The 18,857-nt window shown below is 52.9% G+C and carries 17 protein-coding genes and 1 other RNA gene; 17 read left to right on the top strand and 1 reads right to left on the bottom strand.

What is annotated here, in order from left to right; genetic code table 11:
* The first annotated feature begins 20 nt into the window (after positions 1–20).
* From mrdA to ACTCIA_RS11640, 3 genes are read left to right on the top strand one after another with little or no spacing between them, the layout of a single operon-like run.
* Positions 21–1,886 (top strand): penicillin-binding protein 2, encoded by a 1,866-nt coding sequence (mrdA, locus tag ACTCIA_RS11650; protein WP_463001994.1) that lies wholly within the window; start codon positions 21–23, stop codon positions 1,884–1,886.
* A 3-nt stretch (positions 1,887–1,889) separates the two neighbouring features.
* Positions 1,890–3,608: a glutamine--tRNA ligase/YqeY domain fusion protein gene (locus ACTCIA_RS11645; RefSeq protein ID WP_463001993.1), complete on the top strand. Its 1,719-nt coding sequence runs from the start codon at positions 1,890–1,892 to the stop codon at positions 3,606–3,608.
* Between the two features lie 24 nt (positions 3,609–3,632).
* Positions 3,633–4,982, top strand: a complete 1,350-nt coding sequence (locus ACTCIA_RS11640) for an acyl-CoA dehydrogenase family protein (RefSeq protein ID WP_463001992.1) — start codon at positions 3,633–3,635, stop codon at positions 4,980–4,982.
* Here the strand turns inward: ACTCIA_RS11640 and ACTCIA_RS11635 are convergent.
* Positions 4,979–6,085, bottom strand: coding sequence for a DUF362 domain-containing protein (locus ACTCIA_RS11635; RefSeq protein ID WP_463001991.1), 1,107 nt, complete (start codon positions 6,083–6,085; stop codon positions 4,979–4,981). The genes ACTCIA_RS11640 and ACTCIA_RS11635 overlap by 4 nt on opposite strands.
* Positions 6,086–6,206: 121 nt before the next feature.
* Between ACTCIA_RS11635 and rodA the strand changes: the two genes are divergently transcribed.
* The 14 genes from rodA (at position 6,207) to tyrS (ending at position 18,432) form a co-directional block, all read left to right on the top strand.
* Positions 6,207–7,310, top strand: a complete 1,104-nt coding sequence (gene rodA / locus ACTCIA_RS11630; RefSeq protein ID WP_463001990.1) for a rod shape-determining protein RodA — start codon at positions 6,207–6,209, stop codon at positions 7,308–7,310.
* Between the two features lie 160 nt (positions 7,311–7,470).
* Positions 7,471–7,896 carry an ATP synthase F0 subunit B gene (locus ACTCIA_RS11625; RefSeq protein ID WP_463001989.1) on the top strand — a complete coding sequence of 142 codons (426 nt, stop codon included), beginning with the start codon at positions 7,471–7,473 and terminating at the stop codon, positions 7,894–7,896.
* Between the two features lie 62 nt (positions 7,897–7,958).
* Positions 7,959–8,498 carry a F0F1 ATP synthase subunit B family protein gene (locus ACTCIA_RS11620; protein WP_463001988.1) on the top strand — a complete coding sequence of 180 codons (540 nt, stop codon included), beginning with the start codon at positions 7,959–7,961 and terminating at the stop codon, positions 8,496–8,498.
* Complete coding sequence (atpH, locus tag ACTCIA_RS11615) at positions 8,495–9,046, top strand: ATP synthase F1 subunit delta (RefSeq protein ID WP_463001987.1); 552 nt, start codon at positions 8,495–8,497, stop codon at positions 9,044–9,046. The genes ACTCIA_RS11620 and atpH overlap by 4 nt, the downstream gene beginning before the upstream one ends.
* Complete coding sequence (gene atpA / locus ACTCIA_RS11610; RefSeq protein WP_463001986.1) at positions 9,046–10,563, top strand: F0F1 ATP synthase subunit alpha; 1,518 nt, start codon at positions 9,046–9,048, stop codon at positions 10,561–10,563. Before atpH ends, atpA begins: the two co-directional genes overlap by 1 nt.
* Positions 10,564–10,619: 56 nt before the next feature.
* The gene (gene atpG / locus ACTCIA_RS11605) at positions 10,620–11,519 is read left to right on the top strand and encodes an ATP synthase F1 subunit gamma (RefSeq protein WP_463001985.1); all 900 of its coding nucleotides are present in this window, start codon (positions 10,620–10,622) and stop codon (positions 11,517–11,519) included.
* 43 nt (positions 11,520–11,562) lie between these two features.
* Positions 11,563–12,978: a F0F1 ATP synthase subunit beta gene (gene atpD, locus ACTCIA_RS11600; protein ID WP_463001984.1), complete on the top strand. Its 1,416-nt coding sequence runs from the start codon at positions 11,563–11,565 to the stop codon at positions 12,976–12,978.
* A 22-nt stretch (positions 12,979–13,000) separates the two neighbouring features.
* Positions 13,001–13,420 carry a F0F1 ATP synthase subunit epsilon gene (locus tag ACTCIA_RS11595; protein WP_463001983.1) on the top strand — a complete coding sequence of 140 codons (420 nt, stop codon included), beginning with the start codon at positions 13,001–13,003 and terminating at the stop codon, positions 13,418–13,420.
* A 150-nt stretch (positions 13,421–13,570) separates the two neighbouring features.
* Entirely contained in the window at positions 13,571–14,335 is a 765-nt protein-coding gene (locus ACTCIA_RS11590; RefSeq protein ID WP_463001982.1) for an NTP transferase domain-containing protein, read from the top strand.
* 55 nt (positions 14,336–14,390) lie between these two features.
* A complete protein-coding gene (locus ACTCIA_RS11585; RefSeq protein ID WP_463001981.1) occupies positions 14,391–14,645 on the top strand; it encodes a cell division protein ZapB in 255 nt (84 codons plus the stop codon).
* 36 nt (positions 14,646–14,681) lie between these two features.
* Positions 14,682–14,990, top strand: a complete 309-nt coding sequence (locus ACTCIA_RS11580) for a cell division protein ZapA (protein ID WP_463001980.1) — start codon at positions 14,682–14,684, stop codon at positions 14,988–14,990.
* A 40-nt stretch (positions 14,991–15,030) separates the two neighbouring features.
* A non-coding RNA gene (ssrS, locus tag ACTCIA_RS11575) (6S RNA) lies at positions 15,031–15,210 on the top strand.
* 262 nt (positions 15,211–15,472) lie between these two features.
* The gene (gene rny, locus ACTCIA_RS11570) at positions 15,473–17,035 is read left to right on the top strand and encodes a ribonuclease Y (protein ID WP_463001979.1); all 1,563 of its coding nucleotides are present in this window, start codon (positions 15,473–15,475) and stop codon (positions 17,033–17,035) included.
* Positions 17,036–17,145: 110 nt separating this feature from the next.
* Positions 17,146–18,432: a tyrosine--tRNA ligase gene (gene tyrS, locus ACTCIA_RS11565; protein WP_463001978.1), complete on the top strand. Its 1,287-nt coding sequence runs from the start codon at positions 17,146–17,148 to the stop codon at positions 18,430–18,432.
* Positions 18,433–18,857 lie beyond the last annotated feature (425 nt).

Here is an 18,857-nt window from a genome sequence, read left to right as displayed (position 1 = left end):
GGGCAGATTAAGAAAACGCAATGTCCATTCCTTTTTTGCCAAAAATCGATAATGAATGGTTCAAGGGCCGGATTCTTTTGGTGATGCTTTTTGTGCTCGCCGTGTTTGCCCTGCTGGCACTCCGGCTTTTTTATCTTCAGATCCTGAAGGGCGAACATTACCGGGCGTTGTCTGCCAACAATACTCTGCGCCAGCAGCGCATTGAACCCCTGAGGGGTTTGATTTACGACAGAAACGGCCATTTGCTCGTGGATAATCGACCGTCCTTTGAGCTGCGCATTATCCCCAATGACGCCAAACCCCTGGACCAAACCGCAAGTCGCCTTTCGCAATTTATCGATATGACGGCCGAAGAGATTAAAGCAACAGTGTGCGAAAACCAGGGCGCCTACGGTTATGCATCAGTGTTGCTCAAAGGCGATATCAGCCGGCAGTTGATGGCAGTGCTGCTTTCCCGCAGCTATGAGCTGCCCGGCATCACAATTGCCACCAGTGCCAGGCGCAATTATATTTACGATCCCCTGGCCGCTCATCTGATCGGGTATCTGGGCGAGGTCAGCAGGGACGAATTGAAAAACGGACTCTATCCCCACAAACGGGGCGGGGATATGGTGGGCCGCGCAGGCGTGGAGAAGACATTTGAAGACCAGCTAAGCGGTATTCCGGGCAGAAAAATCGTTCAGGTAAATGCCGTGGGACAGGTGGTGCGCGTTCTGGGAAAGGAGCCGGCTGAAGCAGGGCATAATCTGTATCTGACCATTGATTTTGCCCTCCAGCAGAAAGCAGAAGCGTTGCTTGAGGGAAAATCGGGTTCCATTGTGGCCGTGGATCCGCAAACCGGGGAGGTACTGGCCATGGCCAGCAGGCCGGTGTTTCAGCAGGAGGACTTTGTCAGTGGAATGAACAAAAAGCAATGGCGGGCCCTGGTCAATGATCCCAAACGCCCCCTGCACAACAAGGCGATTCAGGGCGAATATCCACCGGCTTCCACATATAAAATCATCACTGCCATGGCAGCTCTGGAAGAGGATGTCATGGATGAACAAACAACGGTTTACTGCCCCGGCGGGCTGCGGTTCGGCAACCGGACTTACAGGTGCTGGAAGCGGCAGGGACACGGATCAATGGACATCAATGAAGCCATTGCCCAGTCCTGTGACGTATTTTTCTATCAGGCCGGCAAACAGCTCGGTGTGGATCGGATCGCCGAATATGCAAAAGCAAGCGGCCTGGGTCAGAAAACCGGTATCCCCCTGGCCCATGAGGCAGAAGGCCTGGTGCCCACCTCGGAATGGAAACAGCGCAAAATCGGCATTCCCTGGCAGGCCGGGGAGAATTTGTCCATTGCCATCGGTCAGGGCTACAACCTGGCGACCCCCTTGCAGATGGCCATGCTTACAGCTGCGGTGGCCAATGGTGGAAATCTTTACAAGCCGCGGATCATGCGCCGGGTTGAATCCGTGCAGGGCCGAATCGAGGAAAAAATGCAGACCGGAAAGCCGGCCCCTCTTCCGGCAAGCCAGGAAACCCTTGAAATCATCCGGGAAGGCCTCTATGATGTTGTCCATCACCGCAGGGGCACGGCATATTGGTACGTTCGCTCAAAAGAGGTGGCCATCAGCGGCAAAACCGGCACAGCCCAGGTGATCAGCCGCAGGGCCGGGCAGGAGGAGACGGATCAGGGTGATCAATACCTGCCGCATGCCTGGTTTGTGGGATATGCCCCCTCGGATCGCCCGGAGATTGCGGTATGCGTTTTCATCGAGCACGGGGAGCACGGCTCCAGCGGTGCCGGCCCGCTTGCAAAAGAAATGGTACTGTCTTATTTAACCTCCCAGGATGATCCGGAAGCAGAGGATTCTGCGCCGAATCCGGATTCGGAGTAAATCATGAGTCAAAATCACGACGCACAAAAAACGTCTGAAACCCGGAAACAGCCGGGTTCGCATTTTATCAAACATATCATCGAAGCCGACCTGGAAAGCGGAAAATATGACGGCCGGGTTGTGACCCGATTTCCGCCGGAGCCCAACGGGTATCTGCACATCGGCCATGCCAAGTCCATCTGCCTGAATTTCGGTTTGGCCCTTCAATACCAGGGACGCTGTCATCTGCGGTTTGACGATACCAATCCCATGAAAGAGGAGATGGAATACGTTGAATCCATCAAGGAGGATGTGCGGTGGCTGGGGTTTGACTGGCAGGAGCGCGAGTATTATACTTCGGATTATTTCCAACAGCTCTGGGAGTTTGCCGTTGCGCTCGTCAAAAACGGGGATGCATATGTTGATAGCCTGAGTTCGGATCAGATCCGGCAATACCGGGGAACTTTAAGCGAGCCCGGCCGGCCTAGCCCCTATCGGGATCGTTCAGTGGAAGAAAACCTGGAACTTTTTGAAAAAATGCGCAGGGGTGAATTTGCCGAAGGCGAGTGCGTCCTGCGCGCGAAAATCGACATGGCCGCACCCAACATTATCATGCGCGATCCCACCTTATACCGGATCCGGAAAAAAAGCCATCACCGGACCGGCGAGAACTGGTGCATCTATCCCATGTATGACTTCGCCCATTGCCTGTCAGATTCCATCGAGGGCATTACCCATTCCATCTGCACCCTGGAGTTTGAAAACAACCGGGAATTATATGACTGGATCCTGGATCGGCTCCATGCCTACCACCCCCAGCAGATCGAGTTTGCCAGGCTCAATCTTTCGCACACGGTGCTTTCCAAGCGCAAGCTCATTGAACTGGTGCGGCGAAAATATGTTGACGGATGGGATGATCCGCGTATGCCCACCATTTCCGGGTTGCGGCGGCGGGGCTATAGTCCCGGGGCCATCCGGGATTTTTGTGACCGTATCGGCGTGGCCCGGCGCGACAGCATGGTGGATTTGGCCCTGCTGGAACATTGCGTACGCCAGGAGCTCAACAAGACGGCCATGCGGGTCATGGGCGTGCTGCGTCCCCTGCGGGTGGTCATTGAAAATTATCCCGAAGACCAATCTGAAATGTTGCCCGCGGTCAACAATCCCGAGGATGAATCCATGGGAAACAGGCATATTCCGTTTTCCCGGGTGTTATACATCGAGCGTGGTGACTTCATGGAAGATCCGCCCAAAAAGTTTTTCCGCCTTGCTCCGGGCCGGGAGGTCCGGCTCAGGTATGCCTATTTTATCCGATGCGAGCAGGTTGTACGGGATAAAAACGGTGAAATCGCTGAACTGCGCTGTACCTATGACCCGGAGACCAGGGGAGGCGACGCCCCGGACGGGCGAAAGGTCAAGGCGACCCTTCACTGGGTTTCCGCTGCTCATGCCCAGCAGGCCACGGTCCGGCTTTATGATCACTTGTTTACTGTGGAAAATCCCGCCGAACAGCCCGATTTTCTTGAAGTGATCAACCCGGATTCACTCGAAACACTCACCGGGTGCATGCTTGAACCGGGTCTGGCCAAGGCGGCGGCCGGGCAAAGATACCAGTTTGAACGGCTGGGATATTTTTCCGTGGACTCCAAAGATTCCGCACCGGGACAACCGGTTTTCAACCGCATCGTGACCCTGCGTGATACCTGGGCGAAAATTCAGAAAGCGCAGAAACAGCAGAATTGATACAGGACATCAAAAGGAGGGGAGATGTTGAATTTTCAGCTGTCACAGCAGCAGCAGCAGGTGCAGCAGAAGGCGCGCGAATTTGCCTTAAACCGGGTTCTGCCCATTGCCGCCTATTATGATCAAAGAGATGAAACCCCGGTTGAGATCCTCAGGGCGGCTTTTGATGAAGGCGTTTCAACGGGGGGTATTCCCGAAGCCTATGGCGGCAGCGGCCAGGGAATGGTGGAGGGGTGTCTGGTCACCGAGGAAATCGCCGCGGCATGCCCGGGTATTGCAACTTCCCTGTTTGATAACTCCCTGGGTCTGGAGCCCCTGATACTCTGCGGAAATGAGGCGGCAAAGAAAAAATACCTGCCCGAATTCATTAAATCCTTTAACCTGATCAGCTTTGCCACATCCGAGCCCACCATGGGATCGGATGTATCCGGCATCCGATGCCTGGCCAAAGAAGATGGGGATGACTATATCTTAAACGGCACCAAATACTGGGTGACAAACGGAGGAATTGCCGATTATTTCACCATTTTTGCCACAGTGGATCCGGAAAAGAAACATGAGGGCATCTGTGCTTTCATCGTGGAAAAGCAGTTTGAGGGCGTGCAAACGGGATTGGCCATCCCCAAACTGGGCCAGCGCAACTCCAACACGGCCGCGGTGCATTTCAACAATGTGCGCGTACCCAAAGAGAATATGCTTGCCCCCCCGGGCGAGGGTTTTGGCCTGGCCATGCGCACTTTTTCCCACACCCGGCCGTCGATCGGCAGTTTTGCCGTGGGTGCAGCCCGTTCCGCCATGGAGTTTGCAATTGATTACGCCAAAAAGCGCCGGGCATTCGGATCCAAGCTTGCCAATTTCCAGGCCATCCAGTTTAAAATCGCTGAAATGTATCAAAAGATCGAGGCTTCGCGCCTGCTGGTGCTAAAGGCCGCCTGGGAGGCCGACAACGGCATGGACCCCACCATTTCGGCATCTGTTGCCAAATTTTACGCCACAGAATCGGCCGTGCAGGTGGCCAGCGAGGCCCTGCAGGTTTTTGGCGGATACGGCTATACCCGGTTTTTTCCGGTGGAGAAACTGCTGCGCGACGTCCGGGTTTATCCAATTTACGAGGGCACCAGCGAAATTCAGCGGATGATTGTAGCCGGTCATGCCTTAAATACTTATGAACCGGTCATGCCCCCCCTTGACAATCTCCCCCTGCACCGGGACCGGCACCCGGATGATGTGGGCATCGAGGGCCGGCCCGAAACCAATGCCTGGCGCTGCCGGATGTGCGGCCATGTCCATTACGGACAGCAACCGCCGGAACAGTGTCCCTACTGCTTTTTCCCGGCCTCGGCATTTGTGCAGGTGGCAGGGGATAAGGCTTAAATGGGCACCAGTTCATACTGCCGGCTGCCCAGTCCGAGTTCCTCGGCATAGGAAAGCTGGCGGGTCCAGTCCACATCCGGGTAGACCCCCCTGAACTTGTCCGCTCCGGCATCAGTGTGGGTGGACAGACAGGAGCCGGGCAGGGCCGGTTCCCGGTTGACCAGATCCACGCTGGCCTGGTCGATGGCAACCGGATCGGTGGAGGCCACGATGCCGATATCTCTGACAATGGGGGCGTCGTTGTAGGGGACGCAGTCACAGGCCGGTGATACATGGTTGATGAAATTGATGTAAAAGGCTTTTCCGGTTTTGTTCTTCAGTACGCCCAGGGTGTATTCCACCATTCGTTCGAGAAAGTCTTCGCCGGACTGTGACCACTGGATCTGGATTGCCCCGTTTTCGCAGATCAGGATGCATTCGCCGCACCCAACGCAGCGCTCCGGATTGATTTGCGCTTTTTCGTCGACCATGTCAATGGCTTCGGAGGCGCAGTGCTCCGCGCAATCGCCGCAGCCGATGCATTTTTTCTGCTTGACCTTGGGGGCCAGGCCGGAATGCTGCTCCATTTTTCCCCTGCGGGAGGCCGATCCCATCCCGACGTTCTTGATGGCCCCGCCAAAGCCGGAAAGTTCGTGACCCTTGAAATGGGCAATGGAGATCAGACAATCGGCATTGACAATTTCGGTGCCGATATAGACGTCTTTGAACCGGTTTTTGTCAATTCGAACAGCGGTTTCGGTGCGGCCGCGCAGGCCGTCGGCAATCACTAAGGGGGCTTTGACCACGGAATAGGCAAAACCATTTGCCGTGGCAGTCATCAGGTGATTGGGCGCATCTCCGCGGCTTCCGGCATACAGGGTGTTGGCGTCCGTGAGAAACGGGGTGCCGCCGGCTTGTTTTACCCGGTCCACGATATGGCCGATGTATACGGGCCGGATAAAGGCGGTGTTTCCCAGTTCGCCGAAATGAAGTTTCAGGGCGGCCAGATCCCGGTGGCTGACACACTTGTCAATGCCTGCGGCATCCATTAATCGCTGCAGTTTGGTCACGCCGCTGTCCTTGTAAGTGGCGCGGAAGTCCATGAAATAAACTTTGCTTGTCATCTTGCCTCCTTATTGATGGAACCTGATTCAAAATCCTTGCAATGATTTTTGGATTGGCTTAAAAATACCTTGATTATAAATCAAAAAACAACCAATGGCAAACACGTCCGGAAAGGCTTTCATGTTTGATCGCCGGCTTGTGCAATATTTTGACTGGTGGCTGCTGGCACTGACCCTGGTGCTTGCGGGCACGGGCGTGTTTTTGATCCAGAGCGCGGTCAATGCGGGAGACAGTGGTTCCGTGGGCGGGCTGTGGTTAAGGCAGATTTTCTGGCTTTGCGTCGGGCTGGTGGTGATGGCGACCAGTTTTCTGTTTTCTTATAAACGGCTCTACAGTGTCTCCCCCTGGATTTATGCCGGCATACTGATCCTTTTGGCGCTGGTGCCGATAATTGGCAAAACCATCGGCGGCTCCACCCGGTGGCTGGATTTGGGGATATTTGTGCTGCAGCCCTCGGAGCCGGCCAAACTGGCTGTCATTTTAATGCTTGCCCGCTATTATGCCAGAAACGTAAGGCCCCAGGGCCTTGGTTTGCGTGCGCTCATGCCGCCGCTGTTGATTGGAGCCGCACCTTTTTTGCTGATCGCATCCCAGCCCGATCTGGGAACCGCAGGCCTCATTGGTCTGGTCGCGCTGACCATGACCCTTTTTGTGAAAATCGAGCGAAAAACGCTGATTTTTTTGATGGTTCTGGGATTCGGTGTTCTGCCCATGGGCTGGTATTTGCTGGAGGATTACCAGCGGATGCGTATTATGATGCTGTTTTTTCCGGAAAGCGACGCCCTGGGGGCAGGATATCACATCCTGCAGTCCAAAATTGCGGTTGGATCGGGCATGCTTTCGGGCAAAGGCTACATGCAGGGCACCCAGAACATATTTTCGTTTCTGCCTGAACAGCACACGGATTTTATATTTTCCGTTCTGGCCGAAGAATTCGGGTTTATCGGCTCCATTGGCCTGCTGACACTTGTCTTGCTCTTAATTGCCTTTGGTTTCAACATTGCCGATGCCTGCAGGGATGCTTTTGGTACCATCCTGGCTGTGGGTATTACTGCAATGATTTTCTGGCAGAGCATTATCAATATCGGGATGGTCATGGGCCTGATGCCAGTGGTGGGAATGCCGCTGCCGCTGATCAGTTACGGGGGATCCTCGCTGGTCACGGTGATGTTGTCTCTGGGGCTGCTGATGAACATCAGCATGCGGCGTTTTGCTACCTCTTAGGGAAGGGCAAATACAAAAAAAAAATCAAAATTATTTGACAAATTGCGAATGCGTATGGTATGAGCTGTTGCTTCAAGCAATGATTTTATGGTAATGAACAGATACCGGGTGACAGTTTTTTTTGCGGAAGTGACAAGTTCTTTATGCGGAGGTTTATCCTATGATCAATGTTGATGGATCGCTATTCATCCAGATGGTAAATTTTGTGGTGCTGATCTGGGCGTTGAATTTTGTCCTTTATCGTCCGATCCGGGGCATCCTTGCCCAGCGCCGGGAAAAAGTCGAGGGTCTGGAGCAGGGTATTGCCACTTACGAAAAGGACCTTTCCGAAAAGGAACAGGCTATTCAGGATGGCATCAAGCAGGCACGGGAAAAAGGGCAGAAGGAAAAGGAAGAACTTGAAGAGCATGCTCGTGAGCAGGAACGCCAGATGATGGAACAGATCAATGAAAAGGCGCGTTCCGATATGGCTGAAATCCGGGAACGTGTTGGCCGGGAGGTTGAATCCGTTCGAAAATCACTCCAGCCGCAGGTTGACCAATTTGCAGACCAAATCAGCGAAAAGATACTGGGGAGGGCCCTTTGATGATACCGGAGAAAGTGAAACGACTTAACGTACGTACCGCCCTCTTTTGTACTGGTTTGTTCATGCTGGCGACCGCCGGCATTGTTTTTGCCGCAAGCGGGGGCAACGGGGACCACGGCGGTCCCGGCTGGGTTGCCACCGACACCTACCGGGTGATGAATTTTATTGCTTTGGTTCTGATCCTGTTTTTTGTTTTAAAAAAGCCTCTCAAACAGTTTCTTGGTGATCGAATCCGGCTGATCAAGGAGCAGCTCGATGATCTTGAAGCGCAGAAGCAGGAAACCGAAAAAAAACTCGCCGAATACAACGATCGCCTTTCCGCCCTTAGTCAGGAAGCCGAACAGATCATTGACCAGTACCGCCAGCAGGGTGAAAACTTGAAGGAAAAAATCCTCCAGGAAGCCCAGTCAGCTGCCGGCAAGCTCGAGGCGCAGGCCCGGCGCAATATTGAAATGGAATTTGCTCAGGCCAAGCTGAAACTCGAAACAGAGGTGTTTGAGAAAGCGATTGAAAAAGCCGAGGAAAAGCTCAAACGGGAGACAACCCCTGAGGACCAGGAGAAACTTGTGCAAGAATATCTAACTAAGGTGGTGACAAAGTGAGAAGCTCAGCAATCGCAAGACGTTACGCCAAGGCCTTGATATTGATCGGCAGGCAGGACGGACAGGCGGAGAAATACCGTGAGGAACTTCAGTCGTTTGTGGAACTGCTGAATGCACAGCCGGAATTTGCGGCAACTGTAAGCAATCCTCTCCACAGTACGGAAAACCGGAAGCGGGTTTTAGACGCTGTGGTCGCAGAACTGGACATTTCTGCCGTCATGAAATCCTTTGTAATCCTTTTGTTTAAGAAAAAGCGATTCGGTTACATCCAGGACATCAATGATCATTACCAAAGGCTTGCAGACGAATTAAAAGGTGTTGTGCGCGCCGAACTCACTTCGGCCACTGAACTTTCCTCTGATTCTTTTGAACAAATCCGCCAGTCCCTGTCCAGGTTGACCGGCAAGGAAGTGGTGGTTGAGGCCAAACAGGACCCCGAACTCATTGGCGGGGTGGTGACAAAGATTGGGGATCTTGTGCTGGATGGCAGCATTCGGACACAACTGAAAAATATGCGTGAATCTTTAAAAAGGGGTGAGAGTGTCTAATGGAAATAAAAGCCGAAGAAATCAGCCAGATTATTAAGGATCAAATCCAGGAGTTCGACAAGAAGGTAGAGCTTTCCGAAACCGGAATCATCTTGTCGGTTGGTGACGGCATCGCCCGCGTATATGGCCTTGACAAGGTCCAGGCTCTGGAGCTTGTGGAATTTCCCAATGGGGTGCTCGGGCTGGCCATGAACCTTGAGGAAGATAATGTGGGTGTCGCCGTTATGGGTGAGACCACCGATATCAAGGAAGGCGACATTGTCAAGCGAACCGGCCGGATTGCTGAGGTGCCCGTGGGCGACGGCGTCCTTGGCCGGGTGCTTTCCGCTGTCGGCGAGCCGGTTGACGGCAAGGGACCCGTGGAAACCAAGGAAACTCGAAGGATCGAGATGGTGGCTCCCGGGGTTATTGACCGCAAAAGTGTGCATGAGCCGCTCTATACCGGTTTAAAGGCCATTGACGCCATGACTCCGGTTGGCCGCGGCCAGCGGGAACTGATTATCGGAGACCGCCAGATCGGAAAAACCGCCGTGGCCATTGATGCGATCCTGAGCCAGAAAGGGCAGGACGTCTATTGCATCTATGTTGCCACGGGTCAGAAACGCTCTACTGTTGCCCAGGTGGTTGCGACTCTGGAAAAACACGGCGCCATGGAATATACCACTGTGATTTCCGCCTGTGCTTCTGACCCGGCAACCCAGCAGTACGTCTCTCCGTACGCCGGATGCGCCATCGGTGAATATTTTCGTGACAACGGCAAACATGCCCTGATCATATATGATGACCTTTCCAAGCAGGCTGCGGCCTATCGTCAGGTTTCCCTGCTGATGCGTCGTCCTCCGGGCCGCGAAGCCTATCCCGGAGACATTTTCTACAATCATTCGCGCCTGCTTGAGCGCGCCGCCAAGTTAAACGACGAACTCGGTGCCGGTTCGCTTACTGCGCTGCCCATCATCGAAACCCAGGCAGGCGACGTTTCCGCATATATTCCCACTAACGTGATTTCCATTACCGATGGTCAGATTTATCTCGAACCCGGTTTGTTTTTCGCCGGTGTTCGTCCGGCCATCAACGTCGGACTCTCTGTTTCCCGGGTTGGTGGTGCCGCCCAGGAAAAAGCCATGAAGCAGGTGGCCGGGACCCTGCGCCTGGATCTGGCACAGTATCGGGAACTGGAGTCATTTGCAGCTTTTGGTTCCGATCTGGATGCGGCAACCCAGAAGCAGCTGCTGCGTGGCGAACGCCTGGTGGAGATCCTCAAGCAGCCCCAGTATCAGCCCCTGCCCCTGGAAAAGCAGGTACTGGTTCTTTACGCCGGTGCAAAGGGTTTTCTTGACAAGCTTCCCATCAATACCCTGGCCAAGTATGAGGTTGGTCTTTATCAGTTTATTGAGAGCCGTTATCCTGACATTCTTTCCGGCATTTCTGAAAAGCGGGAAATCACAGACGATATCGATAAGCAGCTCCAAAAGGCACTTGCCGAGTACGGCGAAGAGTTCAAGGATACGATCAAATAAGTGTTTGGCCGTTTTTAACCGCAACTGGATAACAAGCGAATAAGGCGAGTCGATATATGGCATCCTTAAAAGAAGTCAAATCCAAGATTAACGGCGTCAAAAAGACCAAGCAGATTACCAAGGCCATGAACATGGTCGCGGCTTCCAAACTGCGCGGTGCCCAGACGGCCATGGAGTCTTTCCATCCGTATGCGGAAAAATTTGCCGAGGTATTGGGCAATATCGCCGGAAAAGCCGGTGATGAGGTCAGTCCGCTTCTCATTGCCCGCGAGGAAGTTAAAAATGTACATATAGTCCTGCTAACCTCGGACCGCGGGCTTTGCGGCGGCTTTAACACGAATCTGCTTGAAAAGGCAGAATCCTTCATGGAGGAAAAAGTCAATGCCGGTGCTGATGTTTCCTTTACCGCTTTTGGCAAAAAGGGACGGGATTGGTGCCGGAGGGAAAAATTGTCCATCGTTGATGAATACCTCAACGTGGTTGGCGGTAAATTCGGCTTTAACACAGCCTCAACCTCGGCGCAAAAAATCATTGATGCGTTTTTAAACAGTGAATATGACGAGGTTCACCTGGTATACGCCAGGTTTATGAGTATGGCCAGCCAGCCGCCGGTGGTCCAGCAGCTGCTTCCCATCCCGGTGATCGAAACCGTGGAAAGCCAGAAACAAGTCGCTGAGGAGGAAACGGGCTACATGCCCGAGCATATCTGCGAACCTTCCCCGGATGCCCTTCTTGACGAGATGCTTCCGCGAAATGTGTATGTTCAGCTATACAATGCATTGCTGGAAACATCCACCAGTGAACACGCATCCCGGATGAAGGCAATGGATAATGCCACCAAGGCATGTGATGATATGATTGAAAGCCTCACCCTGGCATATAATAAGGCCCGGCAGGCAGCAATTACAATGGAACTGATGGATATCGTCGGCGGTGCCGAAGCCCTGCGGGGATAATCCAAAACGTCAATTCTGCGTATATAGGATAGGAGGTCGATTCATGGCAGAGAATATGGGTAAGATAACACAGGTTATGGGACCTGTGGTTGACGTCGAGTTCGAGCAGGGCAAGCTGCCGGAAATTCTGACAGCCTTGTTGATCACGAACCCGTCGATTAATGATCAGGAAGACAATCTTGTTGTTGAAGTGGCCCAGCATCTGGGCGACAACGTGGTGCGTACCGTTGCAATGGATATTACTGACGGACTTGTCCGCGGCATGCCGGTTAAGGATACCGGCAATCCCATTATGGTTCCCGTGGGTGAACCTGCCCTGGGCCGGGTGCTCAATGTTGTGGGCCGGCCCGTGGACGGACTGGGGCCGGTAAGCAACGAAAACATGTCTCCCATTCACAGGCTGGCTCCTGCACTGACAGAGCAGGACGTGTCCGTGCAGGTTCTGGAAACCGGTGTCAAAGTGATTGACTTGCTGGTGCCGTTTCCCCGGGGCGGGAAAATGGGGCTGTTTGGCGGTGCCGGCGTTGGAAAAACCGTTATCATGATGGAGATGGTCAACAATATCGCCATGCACCATGGTGGTATTTCTGTGTTTGCCGGAGTCGGGGAGCGTACCCGCGAGGGCAATGACCTTTACCATGAAATGAAGGATTCAGGTGTTTTGCCCAAAGCCGCACTGGTCTACGGGCAGATGACCGAACCTCCCGGCGCACGTATGCGCGTGGCGCTCAGCGCCCTTACCAGCGCAGAGTATTTCCGCGACCAGGAAGGCCAGGATGTGCTGTTGTTTATTGACAATATTTTCCGTTTTACCCAGGCGGGCCAGGAAGTTTCCTCGCTTCTCGGCCGCATGCCTTCGGCTGTTGGGTACCAGCCGACTCTGGCAGTGGAACTCGGTGAACTCCAGGAGCGCATTACCTCAACGGACAAGGGCTCGATTACAGCCGTCCAGTGCGTTTATGTGCCTGCCGACGACCTGACGGACCCGGCCCCTGCAACCACATTTGCCCATCTTGACGGTACAGTGGTGCTTTCCCGTCAGATTGCAGAGCTTGGGATTTATCCCGCAGTGGATCCGCTGGATTCCACCTCGCGAATTCTGGATTCCAACTTTATCGGCGAGGAGCATTACCGGGTGGCCCGTGAAGTGCAGACCACCCTGCAGCGTTATAAGGATTTGCAGGATATTATCGCCATTCTGGGTATGGAAGAACTTTCTGACGAAGACAAGGTTACTGTTGCCCGTGCGCGTAAAATTCAGCGATTTCTGTCACAGCCTTTTCACGTGGCAGAAACCTTTACCGGCCTGAAAGGCGCATTTGTCAAGATAGCAGACACCATCCGCGCCTTTCAGGAAATCTGCGAAGGCAAACACGATGATCTGCCGGAACAGGCCTTTTACATGGTCGGTACGATCGAAGAAGCGGTGGAAAAAGCCAAGAACATGGCTTCTGCATAATCAGTGAGAAAAGGAACTGTGCATGGCTGAAAATATTCAACTCGAAATTGTGACCCCGGAAAAATACGTGGTCAGTGAATCGAGCCAGATCGTTATGGCCCCCGGCACTTTGGGCGAATTTGGTGTCCTTTCCGGCCATACGCCTTTTCTGACTTCGCTTCAGGTGGGCAAGGTGCGCTATCGGGATGAAAAGGGCGATGAGCACCTCGTGTTTGTAAGCGGCGGATTTGCCGAAGCACTGCCTGACAAAGTCACCATTCTGGCCGAATCCGCTGAGCGCCTGGAAAACATCGATTATGAACGCGCCAAGGCTGCCTATGAGCGCGCACAGCAGCGTCTTGCCGATGACAAGGAAGATGTGGACTTTGCCCGTGCCCGGGCGGCGATGCAGCGGGCCCTGACGCGCATGAACATTGTGCAGGGCAGCGGCTCTACCCACTAGAAAAAGGCGCCGATGTACACGGACTGCCGTGTATCGCCGTATTTTACAATAAACCCCGATTCTGCTCGGGGGATCACAATACGCAAAAAGGGCAATGCCATTGATATGGCTTGCCCTTTTTGCCTTGTTTGACAGGCTTAGGATTCAGAAATGGTATCTGGTTCAGATAAACACAATGTTTATCCCGCGGTTGCAGCCATTGTCCTTGCAGCCGGCAAGGGAACCCGGATGAAATCGGAAAAGGCCAAGGTCCTCCACACGGTAGCGGGCAGGCCGATGGTTCTCCATGTTGTTGATGCGGCTTTGGGCGTGGTTGAAAATGTAGTGGTGGTGGTCGGCACCCAGGCCGATGAGGTCAAATCTATAGTGCTTTCCCACACAACTGTTGATTTTGCACTTCAGGCAGAGCAGAAAGGCACGGGTCATGCGGTTTTGTGTGCCATGCCGGCTTTGCCGAAAAATGCAGAGCATGTTATGATCCTTTGTGGGGACGTTCCCCTGATTTCCCGGGAGACTCTGGCCCGGCTGGTTGCCCGCCATACCGGAAATGGTCATGATATCACAGTGCTTGCCGCCAGGGTAGAAAATCCGACAGGTTATGGAAGGCTAAAGCAAAAAGCGGATGGTAACGTGGCATGCATTGTGGAGGAGTCTGACGCAACTGCGGCTGAAAAGACGATCACCACAATAAATACAGGAATTTATATCGTCGACCGACCTTTTTTGGAAACCGCGCTTATGCAGATCAATACAAACAATTCGCAATCTGAGATGTATCTCACCGATATTGTGGAAATTGCCGTTGACTCCGGCAGGCAGGTGGGGCTGATGATCTGCCGGGATAATCGCGAAGTGATCGGCATCAACAGTCCCAAGGATCTCCAAAGCGTCGAGTCCCTGGTTTCATCACAATGAAAAGCCTTGACTTTCTTTGTTGTCAACCTTATATACCAGGTAAAGAGGTGAGATAGTGGAAACTGATGAAGTGATGCATCAGCTGGATACGCTTCAGGAAAAAGTGGAACACTTGATTGAGAAATGTCAAGCGCTTCAACGAAACAATACCGATTTGCACGCCAAAGTGCAGCAACTGGAATCGGAATTGGATCAAAAGACTGAAGCCGAGAATCAATTTTTACGGCAAAAGACGCAAATTCGATCCAGAATCGACGATTTACTGGCCAAGCTCAACAATGCAGCCGAAATACCGTCCCCGGAAGAATAAAGGGGCTTACAAAATCGGTTGCCAGGCAGGGTGATTATGCCTTCGTTGGAACAGATCATTACAATAGAGCTTTTGGGCGAATATTTTAAATTCAGGGCTGATAAAGACAGTCCGATGGATGCACGGGAAGTGGCCGACTATCTGGTTGCCGAGGTTAACCAGGTGGCTTCGCGATTTCCCGCGCATGCGCAAAAAACCAATAAGCTTGCCATCGTGGTGCTCGCAGCTTTAAATGTTGTCAAACAGCACATGGAGCTGAAGCAGGATCACGACGAACTTTTGCAGTCTGTGGCCAGCCGTGCCCTGACAATGGACCGGATGATTGCGTCAAGCCAATGTTATTGATTAGAGCAAAAAAATGAACCGTGAAACATGGAGATGAAATAATCCCCTGCTATGTTCGTGATTGAATAGTGCCCCTTGACCCAACACCTATGAAAAAGGGAGCCTTCCCTGGCTTTGGTGTGCAAGTTCCGCATGTACGGAAAAGCCTGAAGAAGTCATAAGGCGCCCACCTCAACGAGCCCGGTTCAAGGCTCTTTCAACACGGCGTGGCGGGGGTTATTTTCCCGCCAAATTTTACGGTGAGTGCTTTTTCAATTCGTGCAGGAACTTTTGCTCTGCTTTGCTTTTCCGCCAGCTGCATTACGACATTCTTTCCCGTTGACCACCTCAAATCAACCGCACCATTTACAGAAGCACCAATAGTGATTGTGATCCTCAGCCAGTAGCTGAGAAGATGGTGTTGTGACACAAAACAAACATACCCCGGGACCCTTTGCCAACATCTCAGGGCCTCCGTTGGTTCTTATGCTTAGGGGGCAAGAATGGATGGAATTTATATTTTAATGTTCATTGCCGGCGCGGGGCTGGGCTTTGGCGCATCGCAACTGCTCAGACACCGGCTTGCAGGTCAGAAGATCGCCGATGCCGAAGAAAAGGCAAAAATGATCGTTGAGGCTGCGGAGCGCAAGTCTGATTCCTTGATCAAGGAGGCGCAGCTTGAGGCCAAGGATCGGCTTTTTAAGATGAAAAGCGATTTTGATGCAGAAACCGCAGAAACCCGCGATGAGCTTAAAAAACAGGAAAAACGCCTGCTTTCCAAGGAAGAAAATCTTGACAAGAAAAACGAGCAGTTAGAACAGCAGGCAAAAGAAAACACCCGCATTGAACGCGAGCTCCAGGAACGGGAGTCCGGTATTGCCAAGCGGGAAAAACACTATCAGGATCTCATAGATGAGCAGAAACGTCAGCTGGAAACCATTTCCGGCATGACCGCCGAGGAGGCCAAGGAACTGCTTATGCAGTCCATGGAAAATGAAGCCCGGCACGACAGTGCCAAGATGATTAAGCGGATTGTGGCCGAGGCCAAGGAAAATGCGGACAAGGAAGCCAAAAAAATCATGGCCACGGCAATCCAGCGCTATGCCGGAGATTTTGTTGCCGAACGCACGGTTTCCGTGGTGCAGCTCCCGGATGATGAAATGAAGGGCCGGATTATCGGCAGGGAAGGACGAAATATCCGGGCCCTGGAAGCGGCCACGGGAATTGATCTCATCATCGACGATACGCCGGAAGCTGTGATTTTATCCGGATTTAATCCTGTGCGCCGGGAAGTTGCACGTCTGTCTCTTTTGCGCCTGATCGAGGACGGCCGGATTCATCCGGCAAGAATCGAGGACGTGGTCAAGAAAGTGGATCAGGAAGTGGAAGTGACCATCAAGGAGGCCGGAAGCCAGGCCGCATTTGATCTGGGCGTGCACGGCATTAACAATGAACTGATAAAATACCTGGGCCGGTTGAAGTTTCGCACCAGTTACGCGCAAAACGTGCTTCAGCATTCCATAGAGGTGGGTTTTCTGTGCGGGGCCATGGCAGCGGAACTGGGCCTGAATGTGAAAATGGCCAAGCGTATGGGTCTGCTCCATGACATCGGCAAGGCCATTGATCACGAGGTGGATGGCAATCATGCCGAAATCGGTGCAAGGCTGGCCAAGAAGTACGGTGAGGCACCCAAGGTGGTCCATGCCATTGCCGCCCATCACGAGGACGTAACCCCTGAATCCGTGTATGATCTTCTGGTGCAGGCAGCAGACAGCCTTTCCGGCGCCCGGCCGGGTGCACGCAAGGAATTGCTGGAAAATTACATCAAGCGCCTCGAAGACCTGGAGGGCATTGCCAAGGAGGCCAAAGGCGTTGCCAATGCCTATGCGATTCAGGCCGGCCGTGAACTTCGGGTCATCGTGGATGGGGGCAAAATGTCTGATGATGATGCCGTTATTCTCGGAAAAGACATTGTTAAAAAAATCGAGGAAAAGCTTACCTTTCCAGGCCAGATCAAGGTAACGGTCATCCGTGAGACCCGGGCCGTGGAATACGCCAACAAGTAGGCCAGAGCCGGTACAGGTGCGGGCTTCTATAGTCCCGGCACCCGTGATTCGCAGTAAAATCAGCGATCAGGGAAGCACATAACCAAATCAGCCTGAAAAGAGTCACTGCCATGAATGTATTGGAGACACTCCAGGAGCGGGGCTTTGTTGAAGCCACCACACATGACGAACAATTGGGGCGGGAACTGGAAACAAACGCGCCCGTAACCTGTTATGTCGGATTTGATCCCACCGGATCGAGCCTGCATGTGGGTCATCTGCTGCCGATCATGGCCCTTTCGCATATGCAGCGCGCCGGCCATCGGCCCATTGCCCTGGTTGGCGGAGGCACCGGCCTTGTGGGAGATCCGAGCGGAAAAACCGAAATGCGTCAACTTCTGACCCTGGAAATGGTTCAGGAAAATGCGAATGCAATCAAGGGGCAGCTGTCCCGGTTTATCGCATTTGACGAAGGCAATGCCGAACTGCTAAACAATGCCGACTGGCTGGTGGACCTGAGATACATTGAATTTTTACGCGATATTGGCCGCCATTTTTCGGTCAACCGGATGATCAAGGCCGAAAGCTACCGGGTACGCCTGGAGTCTGAAGAAGGGCTGAATTTTATCGAGTTCAACTACATGCTGTTGCAGGCCTATGATTTTTTAAAGCTCTATGACAGCCACGGATGCCGGCTGCAGATGGGCGGAAGCGATCAATGGGGAAATATTGTGGCCGGCATTGACTTGATTCGGCGCATGCGTCAGGCAGAAGTCTACGGGCTGACCTTCCCCCTTGTGACAACCAGCAGCGGCGCCAAGATGGGCAAAACCGCCCACGGTGCTGTCTGGCTGGATGCCGATCGGACGAGTCCCTATGAATATTACCAGTATTGGGTCAATACTGACGACCGGGATGTGGTCAAATTTTTGTTTCTTTTTACCTTCCTGCCGGCTGAAGAGATCCGGGCCGTTGAGAACCTCAGGGATGCCGACATCAACAATGCCAAGGCGGTGCTGGCCTACGAGGCCACCTGTCTGGCACATGGCCGTCAGGAAGCGGTCAATGCCTTTCAGGCCGCATCACAGATGTTCGGCGCACGGCGCATTGACAAAAACCTTTTGCCGTCAAGCGATGTTCCAAGGCAGCCTGTGGATCATGACGATGGTGTGCCAAGTTCGGTGTTTGGAAAAACAGATCTGGATCAGGGCATTCCCGCTTTTAAGCTCTACCAGCAGGTGGGGCTGGCCGATTCGGCCAGCGCCGCCCGCCGCCTGATCAAACAGGGCGGTGCTTATATTAACGGCCGCCGCATTGAACGGCAGGATTACATGGTCAGCGCACAGGATCTTGAAGACAACGAGATTGTGCTGCGGGCGGGCAAGAAGAAGTACCACAAAATCAGGATTCAGGGCTGATTGCCGGAAGAACGATTTTTTTCTTGACACATCCGGAACCTTGGGTTAAAAGTTTAATTCTTCACATGGGCAAAGCCCTTGCGAGGCACGGCGCAAAAAAGTTGAGATTTGCTCTTGACTGGGCCGCAGTTTAGATTATAATTGGAAATAAGTTTGAACATGGAATCTGCTCTCCTCTGACCGAAAACATACGGTCTCGACAGTTTGCGATTACCTGATTGATCTTTCCAAAAAAAAACAAAATAAGGCTTGACACCGCCTTGTTTTGCAGATAGAAAGAATGCTTTTGCCCGGATCTGTTTGTACCGGCAGGGCTTCTTGATCTTTGAAAACTAAATAGTGGCAATAAGCGGGCCAAGTTAATTTTTATTTTCGCTTATCCGTATTTATAAGATACGTACGATTTAAGTGGAGAGTTTGATCCT

It is taken from the genome of Desulfosalsimonas sp. (assembly GCF_055149105.1).
This window is presented reverse-complemented; position numbering and strand designations above follow the sequence as displayed.